This window comes from Pseudomonas sp. NFPP02, from assembly GCF_900119355.1.
Taxonomy (GTDB): Bacteria; Pseudomonadota; Gammaproteobacteria; order Pseudomonadales; family Pseudomonadaceae; genus Aquipseudomonas; species Aquipseudomonas paracarnis.
The window spans coordinates 103,238-123,953 of the sequence record NZ_FPJI01000011.1; the positions used below are offsets into that span (position 1 = coordinate 103,238).

The 20,716-nt window shown below is 61.0% G+C and carries 18 protein-coding genes; 7 read left to right on the top strand and 11 right to left on the bottom strand.

What is annotated here, in order from left to right:
- Positions 1-156: 156 nt before the first annotated feature.
- Both BT204_RS19595 and pap read right to left on the bottom strand, forming a co-directional pair.
- Positions 157-1,341: a thiolase family protein gene (locus tag BT204_RS19595; protein WP_057977018.1), complete on the bottom strand. Its 1,185-nt coding sequence runs from the start codon at positions 1,339-1,341 to the stop codon at positions 157-159.
- A gap of 92 nt (positions 1,342-1,433) precedes the next feature.
- Entirely contained in the window at positions 1,434-2,948 is a 1,515-nt protein-coding gene (pap, locus tag BT204_RS19600) for a polyphosphate:AMP phosphotransferase (protein WP_072448003.1), read from the bottom strand.
- Between the two features lie 154 nt (positions 2,949-3,102).
- Between pap and mnmC the strand changes: the two genes are divergently transcribed.
- The 5 genes from mnmC to BT204_RS19625 all read left to right on the top strand — a co-directional run bounded on the left by mnmC (position 3,103) and on the right by BT204_RS19625 (position 10,405).
- Positions 3,103-5,103, top strand: coding sequence for a bifunctional tRNA (5-methylaminomethyl-2-thiouridine)(34)-methyltransferase MnmC2/FAD-dependent 5-carboxymethylaminomethyl-2-thiouridine(34) oxidoreductase MnmC1 (mnmC, locus tag BT204_RS19605; protein WP_072448004.1), 2,001 nt, complete (start codon positions 3,103-3,105; stop codon positions 5,101-5,103).
- Between the two features lie 136 nt (positions 5,104-5,239).
- Positions 5,240-7,012 (top strand): N-acetylglutaminylglutamine amidotransferase, encoded by a 1,773-nt coding sequence (locus tag BT204_RS19610; RefSeq protein ID WP_034126154.1) that lies wholly within the window; start codon positions 5,240-5,242, stop codon positions 7,010-7,012.
- A 3-nt stretch (positions 7,013-7,015) separates the two neighbouring features.
- Positions 7,016-8,761, top strand: coding sequence for an N-acetylglutaminylglutamine synthetase (ngg, locus tag BT204_RS19615; RefSeq protein ID WP_072448006.1), 1,746 nt, complete (start codon positions 7,016-7,018; stop codon positions 8,759-8,761).
- A 157-nt stretch (positions 8,762-8,918) separates the two neighbouring features.
- A complete protein-coding gene (locus BT204_RS19620; protein WP_034126152.1) occupies positions 8,919-10,103 on the top strand; it encodes an osmoprotectant NAGGN system M42 family peptidase in 1,185 nt (394 codons plus the stop codon).
- 74 nt (positions 10,104-10,177) lie between these two features.
- Entirely contained in the window at positions 10,178-10,405 is a 228-nt protein-coding gene (locus tag BT204_RS19625) for a YheU family protein (protein ID WP_003192759.1), read from the top strand.
- A 10-nt stretch (positions 10,406-10,415) separates the two neighbouring features.
- Here the strand turns inward: BT204_RS19625 and csrA are convergent, their stop codons facing one another.
- Positions 10,416-10,619 carry a carbon storage regulator CsrA gene (csrA, locus tag BT204_RS19630; protein ID WP_072433735.1) on the bottom strand — a complete coding sequence of 68 codons (204 nt, stop codon included), beginning with the start codon at positions 10,617-10,619 and terminating at the stop codon, positions 10,416-10,418.
- Between the two features lie 127 nt (positions 10,620-10,746).
- Complete coding sequence (locus BT204_RS19635; protein WP_072448008.1) at positions 10,747-11,562, bottom strand: SDR family oxidoreductase; 816 nt, start codon at positions 11,560-11,562, stop codon at positions 10,747-10,749.
- Between the two features lie 329 nt (positions 11,563-11,891).
- Between BT204_RS19635 and BT204_RS19640 the strand changes: the two genes are divergently transcribed.
- On the top strand, positions 11,892-12,044 hold the full coding sequence (locus tag BT204_RS19640) for a DUF3309 family protein (RefSeq protein WP_003192767.1): 153 nt from the start codon (positions 11,892-11,894) through the stop codon (positions 12,042-12,044).
- A 173-nt stretch (positions 12,045-12,217) separates the two neighbouring features.
- Here BT204_RS19640 and BT204_RS19645 read toward each other — a convergent pair whose 3' ends face one another.
- From BT204_RS19645 to BT204_RS19665, 5 genes are all read right to left on the bottom strand, one after another.
- Positions 12,218-14,305: an LTA synthase family protein gene (locus BT204_RS19645; RefSeq protein ID WP_034126149.1), complete on the bottom strand. Its 2,088-nt coding sequence runs from the start codon at positions 14,303-14,305 to the stop codon at positions 12,218-12,220.
- Positions 14,306-14,690: 385 nt separating this feature from the next.
- Positions 14,691-14,882: a PLDc N-terminal domain-containing protein gene (locus BT204_RS19650; protein WP_003192770.1), complete on the bottom strand. Its 192-nt coding sequence runs from the start codon at positions 14,880-14,882 to the stop codon at positions 14,691-14,693.
- Between the two features lie 67 nt (positions 14,883-14,949).
- Positions 14,950-15,480, bottom strand: coding sequence for a hypothetical protein (locus BT204_RS19655; RefSeq protein ID WP_054896321.1), 531 nt, complete (start codon positions 15,478-15,480; stop codon positions 14,950-14,952).
- Positions 15,481-15,521: 41 nt separating this feature from the next.
- Positions 15,522-16,037 carry an ankyrin repeat domain-containing protein gene (locus BT204_RS19660; RefSeq protein WP_014719271.1) on the bottom strand — a complete coding sequence of 172 codons (516 nt, stop codon included), beginning with the start codon at positions 16,035-16,037 and terminating at the stop codon, positions 15,522-15,524.
- Between the two features lie 106 nt (positions 16,038-16,143).
- Positions 16,144-17,970 carry a long-chain-acyl-CoA synthetase gene (locus BT204_RS19665; RefSeq protein ID WP_020302245.1) on the bottom strand — a complete coding sequence of 609 codons (1,827 nt, stop codon included), beginning with the start codon at positions 17,968-17,970 and terminating at the stop codon, positions 16,144-16,146.
- Between the two features lie 452 nt (positions 17,971-18,422).
- On the opposite strand from BT204_RS19665, the gene BT204_RS19670 reads away from it, so the two are divergent.
- Positions 18,423-18,701 (top strand): DUF3509 domain-containing protein, encoded by a 279-nt coding sequence (locus BT204_RS19670; protein ID WP_003172952.1) that lies wholly within the window; start codon positions 18,423-18,425, stop codon positions 18,699-18,701.
- A 108-nt stretch (positions 18,702-18,809) separates the two neighbouring features.
- On the opposite strand, the gene BT204_RS19675 is transcribed toward BT204_RS19670, so the two are convergent.
- On the bottom strand, positions 18,810-20,114 hold the full coding sequence (locus BT204_RS19675; protein ID WP_072448010.1) for an FAD-dependent oxidoreductase: 1,305 nt from the start codon (positions 20,112-20,114) through the stop codon (positions 18,810-18,812).
- Positions 20,105-20,683 (bottom strand): c-type cytochrome, encoded by a 579-nt coding sequence (locus BT204_RS19680; RefSeq protein ID WP_072448011.1) that lies wholly within the window; start codon positions 20,681-20,683, stop codon positions 20,105-20,107. The genes BT204_RS19675 and BT204_RS19680 overlap by 10 nt, the downstream gene beginning before the upstream one ends.
- Between the last annotated feature and the right edge of the window lie 33 nt (positions 20,684-20,716).

Below are 20,716 nucleotides of genomic sequence, written 5' to 3' on the forward strand. Positions count from 1 at the left end.
TCCAACTGTGTTGACTGTTAGGCCGCCTTCGCGAGCAAGCCCGCACACAGGTTGATCGTGGTGTGCCAGGTAGATGGGTGTCGGCTATCAGGCCGTCATCGCAGGCAAGCCAGCTCCCACATTAGCCCTCCCACACTGGCGCTGTTCCAACCGCAGTCAACGCACGGCTTCGAAGAGTCCGGTGGCGCCCATCCCACCCCCCACGCACATGGTGACAACCCCGTAACGCAGGTTGCGCCGTTGCAGTTCGCGCACCAGGTGCCCCACCTGCCGCGAGCCGGTCATGCCGAACGGGTGCCCGATGGAAATCGAGCCGCCGTTGACGTTGTATTTGGCATTATCGATCTCCAGGCGATTGCGCGCGTAAAGGCACTGGGAAGCAAAGGCCTCATTGAGTTCCCACAAGTCGATATCCGCCACCTGCAACCCCTTGGCCTTGAGCAACTTGGGCACCGAGAACACCGGGCCGATGCCCATCTCGTCCGGCTCGCAACCGGCCACGGTAAAGCCACGGAAGAACGCCTTGGGCTTGAGCCCCAGTTCCAGAGCTTTTTCCAGGCTCATCACCAGGGTCATCGACGCACCGTCGGAGAGCTGCGAGGAGTTACCTGCAGTCACCGAGCCATCCTCGGCAAACACCGGCTTCAAGCCGCTGAGGCTGGCCAGGGTGGTGTCCGGGCGGTTGCAGTCGTCCCGGTCTACCACGCCATCCAGGATCTGCACCGCGCCAGTGTTCTTGTCCTCGACCTTGTACTTGACCGCCATCGGCACGATTTCATCGTTGAACAAGCCATCAGCCTGGGCCTGGGCGGTGCGCTGCTGGCTTTGCAGCGCGTAAAGGTCCTGATCTTCGCGGCTGACGTGATAGCGGCGCGCAACGATTTCGGCGGTCTGGCCCATGGGGAAGTAAATGCCCGGCACCTGTTCCTTAAGCAGCGGGTTGATCAGGTTATCGGTGTTGACGCTCTTCATGGTCAGGCTGATGGACTCCACGCCACCGGCAACAATGATGTCGCTGCAGCCCGAAGCGATCTGGTTGGCGGCAATGGCAATCGCCTGCAAGCCCGACGAACAGAAACGGTTGAGGGTCATGCCCGCCGTACCGGTGCCCAGTTGCGAGAGCACCGCCACGTTACGCCCGATGTTATAGCCCTGGGCGCCTTCGTTGGAGCCGGCACCGACGATGCAGTCTTCTACCGTCGCAGGGTCGATACCGTTGCGGGCCAGCAGCGCATTGACACAATGGGCCGCCATGTCATCGGGGCGGGTCTGGTTGAACTTGCCGCGAAAGGATTTGGCCAGGCCGGTTCGCACGCTGTCGACGATCACTACTTCACGCATGGGCTACCTCGATCTTGTGGTTGTTGATCGAGGATAGATCCAGGCCTGGCCGACCGCGATGATCATTCACTGCGTGGATGCAAAAGCATGGGCTATTTCTTTTTCTTCTTGTCGCGCTTATCGCTTTTATCAAACGCCTCTTCCAGCGCACGGTTGATGGTGCGCAGCACCTTGACCCGCGCCCAGCGCTTGTCATTGGCTTCTACCAGGGTCCAAGGCGCCACCTCGGTGCTGGTGCGGTCAACCATATCGCCCACTGCCGCGCGGTAGTCGTCCCACTTGTCGCGATTGCGCCAGTCGTCTTCGGTGATCTTGAAGCGTTTGAAGGGGATTTCTTCACGAGCCTGGAAGCGCTCCAGTTGCGTCTCCTTGTCGATGGCCAGCCAGAACTTGACCACGATCACCCCCGCATCGCGCAGTTGCTCTTCGAAGTCATTGATCTCGCCATAGGCGCGCATCCAGTCCGCAGGGGTACAGAAGCCTTCGATGCGCTCCACCAGCACGCGGCCGTACCAGGAGCGGTCAAACACGGTGAACATGCCGCGCGCCGGGATTTTCTGCCAGAACCGCCATAGATAAGGCTGGGCCCGTTCGTCTTCGCTGGGCGCGGCAATCGGCACGATGTGGTACTGGCGCGGGTCCAGTGCTGCCGCCACACGGCGGATCGCCCCGCCCTTGCCCGCCGCGTCGTTGCCCTCGAACACGCTTACCAGCGCGTGCTTGCGCATAAGTTTGTCGCGCATCAGGCCAGAGAAGCGCGCCTGTTCGGTAATCAGTTGCTCTTCATAGTCGTCCTTGTCCAGGCGCAGGGTCATGTCGAGGCTGTCGAGCAGGCTCTTTTGGTCCACCGAGGCAAGCAACGGCGCCGGGTTCATGCCGCTGGCCTTGACCTTGGCCTGCTTCAGGGCACTTTGCAGCCCATCGAGCAGGATCTTGCCCACGGTCAGCCCACGGTAATGGGGGTCGACGCCTTCGATCACATGCCACGGCGCGTAATCGCGGCTGGTGCGGCGCAGCACACGCTCACCGAAATGCACGAACTTGTCGTAGGTCTTGGACTGCTGCCAGTCCAATGGGCTGATGCGCCAGCTGTGCAGCGGGTCGTCGGCCAGGGCCTTGAGGCGCGCCTTCATCTGTTTTTTGGACAGGTGGAACCAGAACTTGAAGATCAGCGCACCTTCATCGCAGAGCATCTTTTCCAGACGTTCGGCGCCGGCGATGGCCTGGTCCAGGCGCGCATCCTTGATCTGCCCATGCACGCGGCCTTGCAGCATCTGGCTGTACCAGTTGCCGAAGAAAATGCCCATGCGGCCCTTGGCCGGCAGTTGCCGCCAGTAGCGCCAGGCCGGTGGACGCGCCAGTTCTTCGTCGGTCTGCTGGTCGAAGGTGCGCACTTCGATCAGGCGCGGGTCCATCCATTCATTGAGCAGCTTGACGGTTTCACCCTTGCCCGCGCCCTCGATGCCGTTGATGAGGATGATCACCGGGAAGCGTTTCTGCTGTTGCAGCTCGTACTGAACTTCCAGCAAGGCTTCACGCAAGGCCGGCACTTCGGCGTCGTAGGTGTCTTTGTCGATGGCGTGACCGATTTCGGCGGATTCGAACATGGGCAGCTCCGTTTCAAGATGGCTCAAGACTAGCGGATTGGGCCCCGACACGCGCAAGGAAATACAACCCAGCCTTGCCATGGATCAATTCAACGCCGGTTGATCGGCTAGAATGGCCGCCTTGCCTTTGCCCGCTTTCATTTTATGAGCCGCCATGAACCCCATCACCCACGCCCAGCTCGACTGGGATGACCAAGGCCGCCCGCATTCGCGGGTATTCGACGACGTGTATTTCTCCGACCAGTCGGGCCTGGAAGAAACCCGCTACGTGTTCCTGGAGCAGAACCGCTTGCAGGAACGCTTCGCCGCCTTGCCCGCAGGTGGGCGCCTGGTGATTGGTGAAACTGGCTTCGGCACCGGCTTGAACTTCCTCTGCGCCTGGCAGTTGTTCGAACAGCACGCAGTCGCCGGTGCGCGGCTGCACTTCGTCAGCGTGGAAAAGTACCCCCTCAGCCATGCCGACCTGCAACGCGCCCTCGCCCTCTGGCCTGAACTGCAACCCTTGGCCGAGCAACTGCTGGCGCAATACATTGCCATCCACCAGGGTTTCCAACGCCTGGTACTGGACAACGGCCGCGTGACCCTGACCCTGTTGATCGGCGATGCGCTGGAACAATTACCGCAACTGGACGCCCAGGTCGATGCATGGTTTCTCGACGGGTTCGCCCCGGCGAAAAACCCCGACATGTGGACCGCCGAGCTGTTCGCCCACCTGGCGCGCCTGGCGGCACCGGGCTCGACCATCAGCACCTTCACCAGCACCGGCTGGGTAAGGCGGTTGATCAATGCCGCCGGGTTCAAGATGAAACGCACGCCAGGCATCGGCCATAAGTGGGAGATCCTGCGTGGGGAGTTTGTCGGTTGGCCCGCCGACTTACCCGCGCCGGCCCCACGTAAACCCTGGTTCGCCCGGCCATCCGCCATCGAGGGAGAACGTCATGCCCTGGTCATCGGCGGTGGCCTGGCCGGGTGCGCGACCGCCGCCAGCCTGGCCGCCAGGGGTTGGCGTGTCAGCCTTCTGGAGCGCCACGCCGGCTTGGCACAGGAAGCGTCGGGCAACCCACAGGGTGTGTTGTACCTCAAGCTTTCGGCCCATGGCACGGCCTTATCCCAGCTGATAGTCAGCGGTTTTGGCCACACCCGACGCCTGCTGGAACACTTGCACCGAGGTGTCGATTGGGACGGCTGTGGCGTGTTGCAACTGGCGTTTGACGCCAAGGAAATCCAGCGTCAGGCTCAATTGGCAAACGCCTTTGCTCCGGACCTGTTGCATCTGCTGGACCGCGAGCAGGCGCAGCAAAAGGCGGGAATCGAACTGGCCCACGGCGGGTTGTTTTTTCCAGAGGGCGGTTGGGTGCATCCGCCCGCGCTGTGCCAGTGGCAGGCCAAACATCCACTGATTGAAGTGCTCACCCACCACGAGGCACTGGAACTGCACCGGCTCGACGACCAATGGCAAGCCCGCGCCGGTGACCGCGTGCTGGCCAGCGCCGGTGTCGTGGTGCTCGCCGGGGCTGCGGAGATCAAGCGTTTCCCCTTCAGTGCAGACATACCGCTCAAGCGCATCCGCGGGCAGATCACTCGGCTGGCGCAAACCTGCGCGAGTAAAGCGCTGGCCACGGTGGTCTGTGCCGAGGGCTACGTCGCGCCGGCCCGGCTTGGCGAACACACCCTGGGCGCCAGTTTTGACTTCAACAATCAAGACCTCACGCCCACGCCCGCCGAACACAGCGGCAACCTGCAGATGCTGCGCGAGATGTCTACCGACCTGCTGCAGCGCCTGGGTGCCGACCGCCTGGCGGCCGAACAACTGGAAGGCCGTGCCGCGTTTCGTTGTACCAGCCCCGACTACCTGCCCATCGTTGGGCCACTGGCCGACCATGCGGCGTTTCAGCAGGCTTATGCGGTACTGGGCAAAGACGCCCGGCAAGTGCCGCAAACGCCATGCCCGTGGCTGCCGGGGCTGTTTCTCAACAGCGGCCATGGCTCGCGTGGCCTGATCACTGCGCCGTTGTGCGGCGAACTGCTGGCTGCATGGCTGAGTGATGAGCCCCTGCCAGTGCCAACCAGCGTAGCCGAGGCTTGCCACCCCAATCGATTTGCCCTGCGCGCGTTGGTGCGAGGCCAGGGCGCTGCACGAAAAAAGCCGGATTAAAGGCAAGGCGGCTATCTGCCTTATAACTTATCGGTCTAAAACTCCACGCATAGCACTGGGTCAGTTTCTGGGTACGCGCCCTTTTGGGCGTATTGAGTATTGACCCCTCCCCAACGGAAAAACCGGTAAGGAATTTATGTGTGGACTAGCTGGCGAGTTACGCTTTGATCATCAACCTGCCGACCTGGCAGCCGTAGAACGCATCACGCACCACCTCGCCCCCCGAGGCCCCGACGCCTGGGGCTTTCATGCCCAAGGGCCGATTGCCCTGGGCCACCGCCGCCTGAAGATCATGGACCTGTCGGACGGCTCTGCCCAACCGATGGTCGACGCCCATCTGGGGCTGTCCCTGGCGTTCAATGGCGCTATCTATAATTTCCCGGAGCTGCGCCAAGAGCTGGAAGCCCTGGGTTACGCCTTCTATTCCGGTGGCGACACCGAAGTGTTGCTCAAGGGTTATCACGCCTGGGGCGAAGCGCTGCTGCCCAAGCTCAACGGCATGTTCGCTTTCGCCATCTGGGAGCGTGATGCCCAGCGTCTGTTCATCGCTCGTGATCGTCTCGGTGTGAAGCCCTTGTACCTGTCGCGCACCGGCCAGCGCCTGCGTTTCGCCTCGGCGTTGCCAGCGTTGCTCAAGGGTGGGGATATCAACCCGATCCTCGATCCGGTCGCCCTCAACCACTACCTGAATTTCCACGCCGTGGTCCCCGCGCCGCGCACGCTGTTGGCCGGCATCGAAAAGCTGCCGCCCGCCAGCTGGATGCGCATCGACGCCAGCGGCAAGACTGAACAGAAAACCTGGTGGACCCTGCCCTACGGCCCCCATGAGGACGAAAAACACCTGACCCTGGAAGACTGGACCGACCGCGTGCTCGACAGCACCCGCGAAGCCGTGGCCATCCGCCAACGTGCGGCGGTGGATGTGGGTGTGCTGCTGTCAGGCGGCGTCGACTCGAGCATGCTCGTCGGCCTGCTGCGTGAAGTGGGCGTGGAGGATTTGTCGACCTTCTCCATCGGCTTTGAAGACGCCGGCGGCGAACGTGGCGATGAGTTCCAGTACTCAGACCTGATCGCCAAACACTACGGCACCCATCACCACCAACTGCGCATCGCCGAAAGCGAGATCATCGAGCAACTGCCAGCAGCCTTCCGCGCCATGAGCGAGCCGATGGTCAGCCATGACTGCATCGCCTTCTACCTGCTGTCGCGGGAAGTGGCCAAGCATTGCAAAGTGGTGCAGAGCGGCCAGGGCGCCGATGAACTGTTCGCCGGTTACCACTGGTACCCGCAAGTGGACGGTGCCAGCGACCCGTACGCGGCCTACCGCGAGGCGTTTTTCGACCGCAGCTACGACGACTACGCGGCGACCGTCGCGCCCAAATGGCTGACCGCCAACGACGCTGCCGGCGATTTCGTGCGCGAGCACTTTGCAATGCCGGGCGCCGACGCGGCGGTGGACAAGGCCCTGCGCCTGGATAGCACGGTGATGCTGGTGGACGACCCGGTCAAACGCGTCGACAACATGACCATGGCCTGGGGCCTGGAAGCGCGCACGCCGTTTCTCGACTACCGCCTGGTAGAGCTGTCGGCCCGTGTGCCGGCCCAGTTCAAGCTACCCGACGGCGGCAAACAGGTGCTCAAGGAAGCGGCGCGTCGGGTGATCCCCAGCGAAGTCATCGACCGCAAGAAAGGCTACTTCCCCGTGCCCGGCCTCAAGCACCTGCAGGGCGATACCTTGAACTGGGTGCGCGAGTTGCTGCTGGACCCGAGCCAGGACCGCGGGCTGTTCAACCCGGCCATGCTCGACCGCTTGCTCACCGACCCGCAAGGCCAACTGACCCCACTGCGCGGCTCCAAGCTGTGGCAGTTGGCGGCGCTGAACCTGTGGCTGAGCGAACAAGGAATCTGATCCATGAAACCGAATGCCGCGGCTTACAGCCAACGCTTACTCAAGGGCCAGGCGCCGACCTACGAGCGCCTGCAAGCGCGCCTGGCCGAAGATGGCAGCGCACTGGCCGCCGACCCGATTGCCGTGCATTGCGGCTGGGGCCGTTTGTTGATCGGCCACACCTTTCCCGACCCGGCAAGCCTGGCTCAGGAACTGCTCAACGAGCAGCCCGGCGAGCGTGATATCGCGCTGTACGTGGCCGCGCCTCAGCAAATCCTGGGCATTGACCCGCAGCAACTGTTCCTCGACCCGTCCGACACCCTGCGCCTGTGGTTCACCGACTACCGCCCGGCCACCCGTGTATTTCGCGGCTTTCGTATTCGCCGGGTACAGAGCGAGGCCGACTGGCAAGCGGTCAACCACCTGTACCAGGGCCGCGGGATGCTGCCTGTCGACCCGGAACGCCTCACCCCACGTCATCAAGGCGGCCCGGTGTACTGGCTGGCCGAAGACGAAGACAGCGGCGCGGTGATTGGCAGCGTGATGGGCCTCAATCATCACAAGGCCTTCCAGGACCCGGAGAACGGATGCAGCCTCTGGTGTCTGGCCGTCGACCCTCAATGCACCCGCCCTGGCGTCGGTGAAGTGTTGGTGCGCCACTTGGTGGAGCACTTCATGAGCCGAGGCTTGAGCTACCTGGACTTGTCGGTGCTGCACGATAACCGCCAGGCCAAGAGCCTTTACGCCAAGCTCGGCTTTCGGGCGTTGACCACCTTTGCAATCAAGCGCAAGAACGGTATCAATCAACCGCTGTTTCTGGGCCCGGGGCCGCAGGCGGAGTTCAACCCTTACGCGCGCATCATTGTCGAAGAAGCCCACCGACGCGGTATTGATGTGCAAGTGGACGATGCCGATGCGGGCCTGTTCACCCTTAGCCACGGCGGGCGTCGCGTGCGTTGTCGTGAGTCCCTGAGCGACCTGACCAGCGCCATCAGCATGACCCTGTGCCAGGACAAGAGCCTCACCCACAAGGTGCTCAAGGCGGCGGGCCTGCAGGTGCCGGTGCAACAGTTGGCGGGCAGTGCCGACGACAACCTGGAGTTTCTCGACGAACACCAGCGCATCGTGGTCAAGCCGCTGGATGGCGAGCAAGGCCATGGCGTCGCCGTGGATCTGCGCAGCATCGAAGAGGTGCAGCAGGCGATCGAAGCGGCGCGCCAGTTCGACAGCCGCGTGTTGCTGGAAAGCTTCCACGAAGGCCTGGACCTGCGGATTCTGGTGATCGGTTTTGAAGTGGTCGCGGCTGCGATTCGTCGCCCTGCCGAAGTGATCGGCGACGGCCAACATTCGATTCGCGCGTTGATCCAGGCGCAAAGCCGTCGTCGCCAGGCGGCCACCGACGGCGAGAGCAAAATCCCGCTGGATGCAGAAACCGAGCGCACCCTAAAAGCCGCAGGTTACGACTACAACAGCATCCTGCCCCGTGGCGTGCAACTGGCCGTGCGACGCACCGCCAACCTGCACACCGGGGGGTGCCTGGAAGATGTCACGGCGATCCTGCACCCCACGCTGGTGGACGCGGCCGTGCGTGCGGCCCGTGCCCTGGATATCCCTATGGTCGGCCTGGACCTGATGGTACCTGCGGCCGACCAGCCAGAGTATGTGTTTATCGAAGCCAACGAACGGGCCGGCCTGGCCAACCATGAACCGCAACCCACGGCTGAGAAGTTTGTGGATTTGTTGTTTCCACACAGTCAGCCAGCTACCTGACTACCGATCGTTCCCACGTTCCGCGTGGGAATGCAGCCTGTGACGCTCTGCGTCACCACAGCGGACGCAGAGCGTGCCTGAGGCATTCCCACGCAGAGCGTGGGAACGATCGCACGATCGCAGAGCGTCGATCGCCCTCAACTCATCAGGAGTTTCCATGACCCGAACCATTCCCGAACCCGATCTCGCGTACCTGCAAAAAGTGCTGCTGGAAATGCTCGCCATTCCCAGCCCCACCGGTTTTACCGACACCATCGTGCGTTACGTCGCCGAACGCCTGGAAGAGCTCGGCATTCCGTTTGAAATGACCCGGCGCGGCACCATTCGCGCCACCCTCAAGGGCCAGAAAAACAGCCCTGACCGCGCCGTCTCCGCCCACCTGGACACCATCGGCGCCGCCGTGCGTGCGATCAAGGACAACGGGCGCCTGACCCTGGCGCCGGTGGGCTGCTGGTCGAGCCGCTTTGCCGAAGGCAGCCGGGTCAGCCTGTTCACCGACAACGGCGTGATTCGCGGCAGCGTATTGCCGTTGATGGCCTCCGGGCACGCGTTCAACACTGCAGTGGATGAAATGCCGGTGAGCTGGGACCATGTGGAACTGCGCCTGGACGCCTACTGCGCCACGCGTGCCGACTGCGACTCCCTGGGCATCAGCGTCGGTGACTACGTGGCGTTCGACCCACTGCCCGAGTTCACCGAGAGCGGGCATATCAGCGCTCGCCACCTGGACGACAAGGCCGGCGTCGCCGCCCTGCTCGCCGCGCTCAAGGCCATCGTCGACAGTGGCGAACCCTTGCTGATCGACTGCCACCCGCTGTTCACCATCACCGAGGAAACCGGCAGTGGTGCAGCGGCCGCCCTGCCCTGGGATGTGAGTGAGTTTGTCGGCATCGATATTGCCCCGGTCGCCCCCGGCCAGCACTCCAGCGAACACGCGGTGAGCGTGGCCATGCAGGACTCCGGCGGGCCCTATGATTATCATCTGTCCCGCCACTTGCTGCGCCTGGCGTCGGAGAACGACCTGCCGGTACGCCGCGATCTGTTCCGCTATTACTTCAGCGATGCGCACTCGGCGGTCACCGCCGGCCATGACATTCGCACTGCATTACTGGCCTTCGGTTGTGACGCCACCCATGGTTACGAGCGTACCCATATCGACAGCCTCGCCGCCCTGAGCCGCTTATTGGGCGCCTATATCCTCAGCCCGCCGGTGTTTGCCAGCGATGCGCAACCGGCCCAGGGCTCACTGGATCGGTTCAGTCATCAGATCGAGCATGAAACGCAAATGGAGAGCGACACCCGCGTGCCGTCGGTGGACAGCCTGGTCGGCCAGAAGTCCTGACGCGGGGTGAGTGAATACTGGCAACAAAAGTCCCGGCACAGTAGCATCGCCGGGACCTGACACCTGAGGCTTGTATGCTGATTCCCTACGATGCACTTGAAGTCGACACCCTGACCCGCCTCATCGAAGACTTCGTCACCCGCGACGGCACCGACAATGGCGACGACACGCCCCTGGAAACCCGCGTGCTGCGCGTGCGCCAGGCGCTGACCAAAGGCCAGGCGCTGATCGTCTTCGACCCCGAGAGCGAGCAATGCCAGTTGATGCTCAAGCACGATGTGCCCAAGCATCTGTTCGACTGAAAAGCTGCGCCTAAGGGTTGGGCACCGGCACGGGATGAGTAGCCTGGCCCTCGCCTTTGAGAATCTTGCGGTACACCTCGGAGCGGTACACGTTGACGCCCATCGGCGCCTCGATGCCAAACTTCACATGAGTGCCGTTCACGTCAAGGATATGCACGGTGATGTCATCGCCAATGGCGATGGCTTCGCCTATGGCACGGCTTAAGACCAGCATGGCGGTAGTCCTTTTCCAGTAACAGGACCTCGACCATGCCCCCTTGGCGCTGGACCGACAATGGCTTGCGGGCAAATCAGGCATCTCCTACACAGGTAGGTAACTTGCCTGACAGACCCCAGCCAAATCAGGCCTTAACAGCCTGCGCCTTGGCGCGCATCTTGTCGGCCATCAGGGTCATTTCGTCATACAGCAACTGCGGATTTTTCTGTTTCAACGCCCAGGCCATGCGGCCTTGCTCATGAGGCAGGATCATGAATTCGCCTTCGGCCACGCGCTGGTAGATGTAGTCGGCAATATCCGCCGCCGAGATGGGCGAACTCTCAAGCAACTTGCCCACTTGAGCCTTCATGGCTGGGGTTGGCCCACGGAACGAGTCGAGCAGGTTGGTCTGGAAAAACGACGGGCACACCACATGCACGCTCACTTCCTGTTGCTTGAGCTCCACCAACAGGCTCTCGGACAACGCTACCACGCCCGCCTTGGCCACGTTGTAGTTACTCATGGCGGGGCCCTGCATCAGCGCTGCCATTGACGCGATGTTGATGATGCGGCCCTTGCTCTTTTCCAGCAGCGGCAGGAACGCCTTGCAGCCTTTGACGACGCCCATCAGGTTGATTGCGATCTGCCAGTCCCAATCCTCCAGGGACAGTTCAGCGAAGAACCCGCCCGAGGCCACGCCGGCGTTATTGACGATCACATCGATGCCCCCGAGCTTCACCTCACAGGCCTGGGCGAAGGCCGTGAGCTGGCTGTAGTCACGCACGTCACAGCGCTGGATAAAGCCATCCCCCCCTGCTTCGCGAACCTGCTTGAGGGTTTCCTGCAAACCGGGCTCGCTGACATCAGACAACGCCAACTGCCAGCCTTCACGGGCCCAGCGCAGCGCGATTTCGCGACCCAGGCCAGACCCGGCGCCAGTGATCATCATGCGGTTTTGCATAGGAGGTAGCCTTGTGGTTCACGAAAGAAGTGACCGGCAGTGTAGCGAAGGTTTTTGCTCTACCCACGCACCATCAGGGTGATGAATGCCCCGGGCAAACCGCGGGCCCGGTCGCAAGCGTGCCTATCGACTAAGTTCAATTTTTTTCAACTGATTAGTTCAAGTTGCGCACGCGTTAAAAGAAATAAGCGTCACATCAAAATGTTTTATAAAAACAATGAATTTTCTACGAAGTAGCAGAGTCGGAATGGGTAAGGCGTCCCACTGTACATGGACGAACCAACGGTTAAACAGCCGGTTTTTGCAAAGAACCTATAAGGAATAAAACCATGAGCCTCATTCTGATTATTATCCTGATCCTGCTGCTGGTCGGTGGCCTGCCCGTGTTCCCGCACTCGCGTAACTGGGGTTATGGACCGTCGGGTATCCTGGGTGTGGTGCTGGTTGTTCTGCTGGTGCTGTTGTTGCTCGGCAAGATATAAACGCCGCGCTACGCTTTTTGTAGGAGCGAGCTTGCTCGCGAAAAAGGTACAGGCGCCGCGTTTATTCAGGACGCGCGTTATCATTGACCTTCTTCGCGAGCAAGCTCTCTCCTACAAGTAAGAAAGCAAAAAAAAGAGGCCCTCTAGAGGGCCTCTTTTTTATTGCCGGTCAGTTAGTCCGGTTTGCCATCTACCACACCTGCGGTGTTATCCAGCAGGCTCTTGGTCGCGGTCTGCAGGAACGACTCGAGCTTCTGCTTGAGCACAGCTTCGTCCGGCGACTCAGGAATCACCTTGCCAGTCGGCTCGGCGCCCAGTGTGTATTCCCACAACTTGGGTGGCATTTCCTTGGGCAATACCAGTACGCGGTCGCCGGTGAGCAAGGCCACGGTCTGGTCGCTGCCCGATGGCTTGATCACGCCGAAACCCTTGTCACCTTCCGGCAGGTTCAGCAGGTCGCGGCCCCAGCACTGGTGCAAGGTATCGCCGCCCAGGCGGCCCATGATGGTCGGCACGATGTCGATCTGGGTGCCCACGGTGTGGTCACGCTCACCGAACTTCTCGCGCATGCCCGGTGCAATCATCAGCATCGGCACGTTGAAGCGACCCAGGTCCATCTCGGTGATCTGCTGCTCATTGCCAAAGCCGTGGTCACCGACGATCACAAACAGGGTTTCCTTGAAGTACGGCTCTTTGCGGGCCTTTTCAAAGAACTGGCCCAAGGCCCAGTCGGAGTAACGCATGGCCGTCAAATGCTCGTTGAGGCTGCCACGGTCGGTGACCTTCTCAACCGGCAATGGGGTCGGCAATGCGTACGGCGTGTGGTTGGACAGGGTTTGCAGCAGTGCGTAGAACGGCTTGCCGCCTTCGCGCGCCTTCAGTTCTTCCAGGCCACGGTTGAACATGTCCTGGTCGGACACGCCCCATGTAGGGTCGGAGAACACCGGGTCGACGAAGTCATTGCGGCCGATGAAGTTGGTCATGCCCTGGTTGCTGAAGAAGCCCGACTGGTTGTCCCAGGCAAAATCGCCGTTGTAGACATACACATCGTCGAAATCACGCGCACTGAGCAACTGCGGCAGGCCCGACAGCTTGTGGCTGCCTTCCGGAGTCTGCATCAGGTATTCGAAACCCGGCAGGTTCGGGAAGCAGGCCATGGTGGCGAACATACCCTGGTGGGTGTGGGTGCCGTTGGAGAAGAAGCGGTCGAACAGCAAGCCCTCGTGGGTCAGCTTGTCGAAGTACGGGGTGATATTGCCCGGACGTCCCAAAGCGCCCACCGAGTGACCGGCGAAGCTTTCCATCAGGATCACCACGACGTTCTTGATCGGCAGGGTTTTCTCGGCTGGTGGCGTGAAGTCACGGCGCACGGCAGCGGTGTCGGTGTCTACCAGCTTCTCTTGCGGCAGCACCAGCATGTCACGCACGGTCTGGGTGGCCAGCGGTTGTTCCAGGGTCGCCTTCCAGATGTTGGCGCGGTCTTCACCAAAGCGCGCCTTGGCCGCCGCGATCAGCGACAGGGTGCCATTGAGGCCCAACTGGTTGGCGAAGTTCGAATCGGTGGTGTAGACGTCACCCCAACGCAGCGGTGGCCCCTGGCGCAGGGTGCCACGGATGGCGACCACGGCGACCAGCAGGCAAACCATGAACACTGCGATGCGGCTGTACCATGGCGCCACCTGGCGCGTGCTGATAGTGCCGCCGCTGAACGGGCCCCGTGGGCGCGTTGCGCGGTCAGCGCCCTTGAAGGCCATGCTCAGGATCAGCGTGCCCACGGCCCAGGCCAGCAGGTAACGCACCACCGGGAAACCGTACCAGAGCATGCTCATCACGGTTTTCGGGTCTTCCTTCACATACTGGAAGACCAGGCCGTTGAGGCGCTGGTGGAATTCGCGGTAGAAGTCCATCTCCATCAAGCCCAGGAACAAGGCGATGCTGGACGCGACGGTCAGCCACAAACGGAAGAACCCGCGCGCCGCCATGGCCCGCACGCTGAACAGCGCCAACAGCAGCGGAATCAGCAGGTACATCACCAGGCGAATGTCCAGGCGCAGGCCGTTGGCGAACGCTTCAAGGAACGTCGAGGCCGGCGTATCGAGGATCATCTCGCGGTTGTAGACCAGCAACGCCAGGCGCAGCAGGGAAAACATCACCATCATGACCAATGCGCAGAGCAGCGTGTACGCCAGATGGGATTTGACGGTCGGTTGCAGCAGGCGATTTGAAGCTCGCTGCTGATTCAGGGCGTCCGGGTTTGCCATGTCGTTTTAGGACCCATTGGAAGTTTAAGTTGCGAAATAATGCAGTGGCGTCCGTCCCTCGCCCAGGCTGGCTGGGGTAGGCGGTTAACGCGGTGGCACAAATGGTGCCCGATCAAGGCCGGCAAGGCTATTAATTACTGAACGCATGCCACGGCCCTGCCTTTAAGGGCACTGGAGATAGAGCCCTGGCAGCCGGATAAAGCCGGAGAATTGTCTTGGATGGGATGTGAAAATTTCGTGCGGCGAATACTTTCGACACACAAATCTGCTGTTGTAGGAGCGAGCTTGCTCGCGAAAAACTCAAAGTCACCGCGTTCATCCAGGAAGTACGCGTTATCGTTGACGTTTTTCGCGAGCAAGCTCGCTCCTACACTGGCATTAGGGCTCAGATCCGCACGTTACCGCGCGGCCCGGCGATAGCCCAGATGATCAGGCCCAGCACTGGCAACAGCAGGATCAACAGGATCCACAGCACTTTGGCGCCGGTGCTGGCGCCGCTTTTGAACACGTTGATGATCGCCCAGATATCCAGCGCGAGGATGATCAGGCCAATCAGACTATTAAACGTGGAACCCATGGTGTCGCTCCTAAGTGAGGGCATGCACTTGTAGGATAGTCAGCCTTGGCGCGGGTTCCGTTTTATTTCAGACGTGTACGGCAATCTTCAAGGCTTCCAATGATGGTTCGGCCTTGATGCCGACTTCGGCACACAGTTCCAGTACCCGCGCCAGGTCGTTGCCGAACACCAGCACTGCCTGGATCTCGTCATCCAACAACTGGCTGAAGTTCATCAGCACATAACCGCCATCTTCCGGGCTCAGGGCGCTCATCTGGATCTGGATGCGGTTGAGCGCGGTCAGGTCTTCGGTCTTGGCCAGTTGCTTGGGCTTGAGGTTGAACGCCACGCCCGGACCGAACGACGCAACGATCTGGGCAAACAGGTCGCCATAGGTATCGGCCTGGAACAACACCGTGTCCGGCAGGCTACCGACCACCACCCACTCCCCCAGCGGGATCGGGAAACTGTCGTCGTAGTTGATATCCGGATTGGCCGCCAGGAACGCCGCCGGGTCCGCGTAGGCCTGGGCCGCTTCTTCGGCGATACGCGCTACTTCATCGTCCCCCATGACGCCGGCGCTGATTTTGCTGATGAGTTCGACGAGGGCGGTTTTCATGGGGCGATCCTGTAACGGGCAAGTTTTGAAGGGCGCGTAGCCTACACCAGTTTCTGCAACTGCGCCGCCGTATCCACCGCGCCCATGGTCTGCGCCGCGGCCAGTGCCGTCGCGCCTTGTGCATCGGTGGCCTTGGGGTTTGCGCCTTTACCAAGCAGATAGTCAACCATGTCAACGCGGTTGAACATCGCCGCCATCATCAAGGCCGTACGCCCGTCCGAGGAGGCCGCGTCAATCGGCGTGCCGCCCTCGATCAACGCCTGGACCACCGGCAGATTGCCTTTGAACGCCGCGCCGGCAATCGGCAACTGGTTCTTGTCGTTGGCGATCAGGGGGTCGGCCTTGAACTCCAGCAGCACTTTGACCGCCTCGGCATGGCCGTGGTACGCCGCGAGCATCAACAAGGTGTCGCCATTGTGATTACGAAAGTTGGCCGGCAGGCCTTTCGCCAGCAGTGCGGCAAGCATCGCGGCGTCGCCGCGCCGGGCGACGTCGAAGACTTGCTCGGCAAACTCGGCGGCTTCGTCTTCGGTCATTTGTTTAGGCTGATCTGACATGGGGGCTCCTTGCTGAGGCGACTGACATAACTGTTTAAGGCGCCCAGTGTCGCGATGGAGTTCCCCGGTGTCATGGCTTTTTTGTCAAAAACCGCCATAGCCAGAATCAATAACGGAATTGGCCGCCCTGGATCTGCGCCAGCAATTGCCCGGTCACCGGCACATAGCTGTCCGAACCCGGCAACCAGGCGTAGACCGGGTCATTGCCAGCCTTGTCCGGGTCGAACCCTTGCTCCTTGAGCTTCACTTTCTGGTACTTGAACGTGCCGGTGGTTTCCATCTTCACCTTGATCCGCAAAAACAACGGCACCGCATAAGGGGGCAACTGGCCGTGGGCGAATTGCAGCAGTTCGCGCATGTCCAGGCTGGCCAGGGATTCGCTGGGGGTGATGGCGACCATGCCGGCGCGGCCGTTGGTGTTGTCGATCTGGACGCCATAGGCCACCACTTCAGCGATCTGCGGGTGTTTCAGCAGGACGTTTTCCACCTCGGTGGTCGAGACGTTTTCGCCCTTCCAGCGATAGGTATCCCCCAGGCGATCGACAAATTGCGCATGCCCGAAACCGATGCTGCGCACCAGGTCGCCGGTGTTGAAATAGCGGTCGCCTTTTTCGAATACGTCGGTCAGTACCACCTTGCGGTTCTTTTCCGGGTCGGTGTAACCGTCGAAGGGCGACTTATCATCAATGCGCGCCAATAACAGGCCCTGCCCGCCGGTGGGCACCTTGACCATGAACCCGTTGCTGCCGCGCAGCGGTTCACCAGTGTCATGGGCGTAGTCCACCAGCGCCCAATGCTGCAGGCAAAAGCCGATGGTGTTGTCAAAGTTCAGCACGTTGGTAAAGCCGATATTGCCGTCGCTGGCGGCATACAGTTCGCAGATATGCTCCACACCATAGCGCTGCTTGAACTGCGCCCACACACCGGGGCGCAGGCCGTTGCCGACCATCTTGGTCACCTGGTTATCACGGTCCTGCGCACTCGCGGGCTGGTCGAGCAGATAGCGGCACAGCTCACCGACATAGCCCAGGGTGGTCGCCTTGAACTTGCGTGCATCGTCCCAGAACTGGCTGGCGCTGAATTTGCGCCGAATGGCAAAGCCGGACGCACCGATAATCGCCGCCCCCCAGCACACGCACAGGCCGGTGGCGTGGTACAGCGGCAAGGTGCAATAGAGGACGTCCTGTGGCCCCATGTCCAGGGCGATACTGCCGAAGCTCACGGCGGTTTTGGTCCAGCGCCCGTGCTTCATGATGCCGGCCTTGGGCAAGCCGGTGGTGCCGGAGGTGTAGATATAGAAGCAGGGATCGTGGAAGAACACCTGCGCGGAACTCGCCGGGTTGTCCACCGGGCTTTCGGCACTGGCGGCCATCAGGTCGATGTAGCCGTCGGGCACCCTACTGCCCGGCTGATCGGCCACGAACCAAGTGCGCTCGGCCGGGATCTGGACTTGATCGCGCACTGCTGCGTAAGGGCTCAGCAATTCGGCACCGACCACAATGGCAACCGGCTTGACCAGGGTCAGGCTGTGTACCAGCGCCCCTTGAGTTTGCGCCGTGTTGAGCATGGCGCAGATGCCGCCCAGCTTGGCCACGGCCAGCACGTTGAGCAGCAACTCGGGGCGATTCTCGATAAACAGCGCTACCACATCGCCCTTGCGGATGCCCTGGGCCTGCAAGTGATGGGCAATGCGATTGGCGCACTGATTGGCGTCGCGGTAGCTGATCACGCTGTCCCCATACAGCAGGGCAGCACCGTCAGGGTTACGCAAGGTGGCTTGTTCGAAATGCCAGCCCAGGCCGCAGGGTTGGTTGGGGTCGGTGACGTTGGCCGCACGCATGCCGCGCACCACCCGTGGGAGCGCCCGAACAATGGCAGGCACCTTACGCAGCATCATGCGCCAGGTGATCATGTCGACTTGCTGATGAGTCATGGAGGGACGTCCCTTTTCTTATTCTTGGTCTGGTCCAGGTACATCGACTGGTGTAGCGGAAAATACGTCAGCGGTTCTTTGGCTGTACACGCGGGATTTGAAAAGTTTTGTATCCCGTGGCGGCCGCCCGATGCCTATCCCCCTGACACTCCACCATTTAAATGTGGGAGCCGCCTTGCCTGCGATGACGGCCTGCCAGCCGACCGGGATTTTTCCTGGCAAAAGGCGGTCAGTATCATTACAGCCCTTCCCCTCCGGCCCGGAAAATCACCGGGCAGATAGCGCAAAATGCAGGATGCACGATGGCCCTTCATGCAAATTGCACGAAAATGAAAATCCTATAAATTTATAAATGACTGATTTGTAAGGATTTTCTAGAAAATCCAATACTGGCACAATCACTGCACCTATCACTCCATGCTTGCCAACTTGAGCCAATGGAGCTGATAGACATGAGCCTGATCCAAGATAAATTCGCTTCGGTATTCTCCAACTACGACGTCACCACCCAGCCACGTCCGGACGGCGGTATCCTGTTGACCCTGCGCAACAGCGAAGGTAAACAGGTCAAGCGCTCGATCTCTTATCAGCAGTTGCACACCGCCGATCAACTGACCTGGGTCATCAGCGCCATTCGCCGTGACTTGGCTGAACAAGCCAGCGAACTGCCGCAGATTTCGATGTTGCAAAGCCAGAACCGCTTTGCGCTGCCGACTTATCATTCGGCCTAAGCGACAGTATCCAGTCCTGAATAGGTTTACACCTGGTTCTTCCCGACGCCCGATGCATTGTATCGGGCGTTTTTATTCGGTCCCGCAGCCCTCTTAGTGGTCCCAAGTCTAGCCAAATGCCTCTTTGACCAAGCTGTCGAACATGCTGTAGGTCGACAGCGCTTCACGACGGTGATCTTCATCGCTGGCGTCCAGGGGTGTGACCCGCAAGGTCTGGATCTCGATGACATTGCTGGCTGCGTCATGCTGGTAGTGCAGGAGCACCGAGATACCATAGTTGTCGCCACACAGGCTGTAGCAGACATTCATATACTGCGGCTTGAGCAGCTCCAGGCCGTGCATCTGGCTATGGATGGCCAAGGCACAGACCCTGGCCTGGCATGTCGCAGCGAAGGCCGACTTGGGCAGTTTCTCGGCGTAGGCCGCGTCGCCGATCACATGCACATCCGGTACTAGCAGGGATTCCAGGGTTTGGGTGTTGACCGGACACCAGCCATGCTCTGCGGCCAGGCCGTTGTGCCGTGAAAAATCATCTGCCTGTTGGGGCGCAATGATATTGATCACATGGCCGCTGACCGGACCACCCTCGGTCAGCAACTGCCCCTTGGCTTCGTCGAAACCTAGCACGGTCCCCCCCTGCAAGGCGCCGACCCACTGGATGGTGGCCTGCTTACTCCCATAGCCATAGAAACGTTTCCAGGCCTGCTCGAATTGCGCCTGCTTGGCAAACCGCGGCTTGGCATCCAGGACGATCACCCGAGAATCGGGCTTGTGGGTCTTGAGATAATCGGCAATCAGGCTGGCCCTTTCATACGGCCCGGGTGGGCAGCGGTAATCGTCCACGGGTACCGAGATCAGCACATTGCCGCCGTTGGGCATGGCCTCCAGTTGCTGCCGGAGCAAGCGCAGTTGCTCGCCGCCGCCCCAGGCATGAGGTACACGACTGGACACCGCCTCGCTGTAACCGGCGATGCTGTCGTACTTGTAGCCAATACCCGTTGCCACTACGCAGCGGTCAAAGCCGAGCACCGAACCGTCCGCGAGCCTGATCTGCTTTCGTTTGGCATCGATCAAGCGCGCCTTCTGATGGACCACCTCGATGCCCTCGGCTCGTAACTGCTCGTAACCAAAGACCAGGGTTTCTTCGTCCCGCTTGCCCACCAGGTATTCAACCCCCAGCAGGCAGCAGTGATACTGCCGGCTGGGCTCGACCAGAGTGATGCCGACGTTGGCGTCCAGGCGCCTGAGAGTACGAGCGAAAGTTGCGCCGGCAAAACCACCGCCGATCACCACTACCGCATAAGAGTGGGCCGTCACGGCCACCGCAGGTCTGGCCAGGGCCTGGATCGAGGAAACGCCGATGCCCGTGGCCAGCCACCTGAGCAGCAGCCTGCGTTGTGGGTTCATCGACATAGAGCCCCCTGCGCGCAACCTTGTAGATACCCCAGAAGCTGCTGCAACTCCTCGCCTTTGAGGGCAGACATCGCACTGGTCATTTCCTCTGGCATCGTTCGTTGGCCTGTGACCATATCCTTCAGCACTCCTTGCATATACTGCGCATTCTGTCCTCTCACATACGGCGTATCTGCCTGCTCCTCATGGCAACTGGAACAGTATTGCGCGTACAGCCGCTCACCCTGTTTGTGTGCCTGGGACGAGGCCCCCCCCAGCGATTCTTTCGGCAGGCTGCTGTAATACTCGGCTAACTGCCTGAGCGTCTGGTCGTCGTACCCTTCCATCGCCCGGTTCATGATGGTGCCTTTGAGAGTGCCGTCGCGATAAGCCGCCAGGGTCTTGTACAGGTAGGCCTCGGGCTGGCCGGCCAGCGAAGGAATCGCCCCCGGCGTGCGCTGTCCCTCGAAACCGTGGCAATTGATACAACCGTTGCTCAACATGAAGAGCTCGCCACGACTGCCTGCTTGCAGACTGGGAACCGCGAAAAACACTAGGCCAATCAACAACGCCCCGATAACCACGCGCATAGCCTGGACTCTCTCTGCGTATCGGCCGCTGCA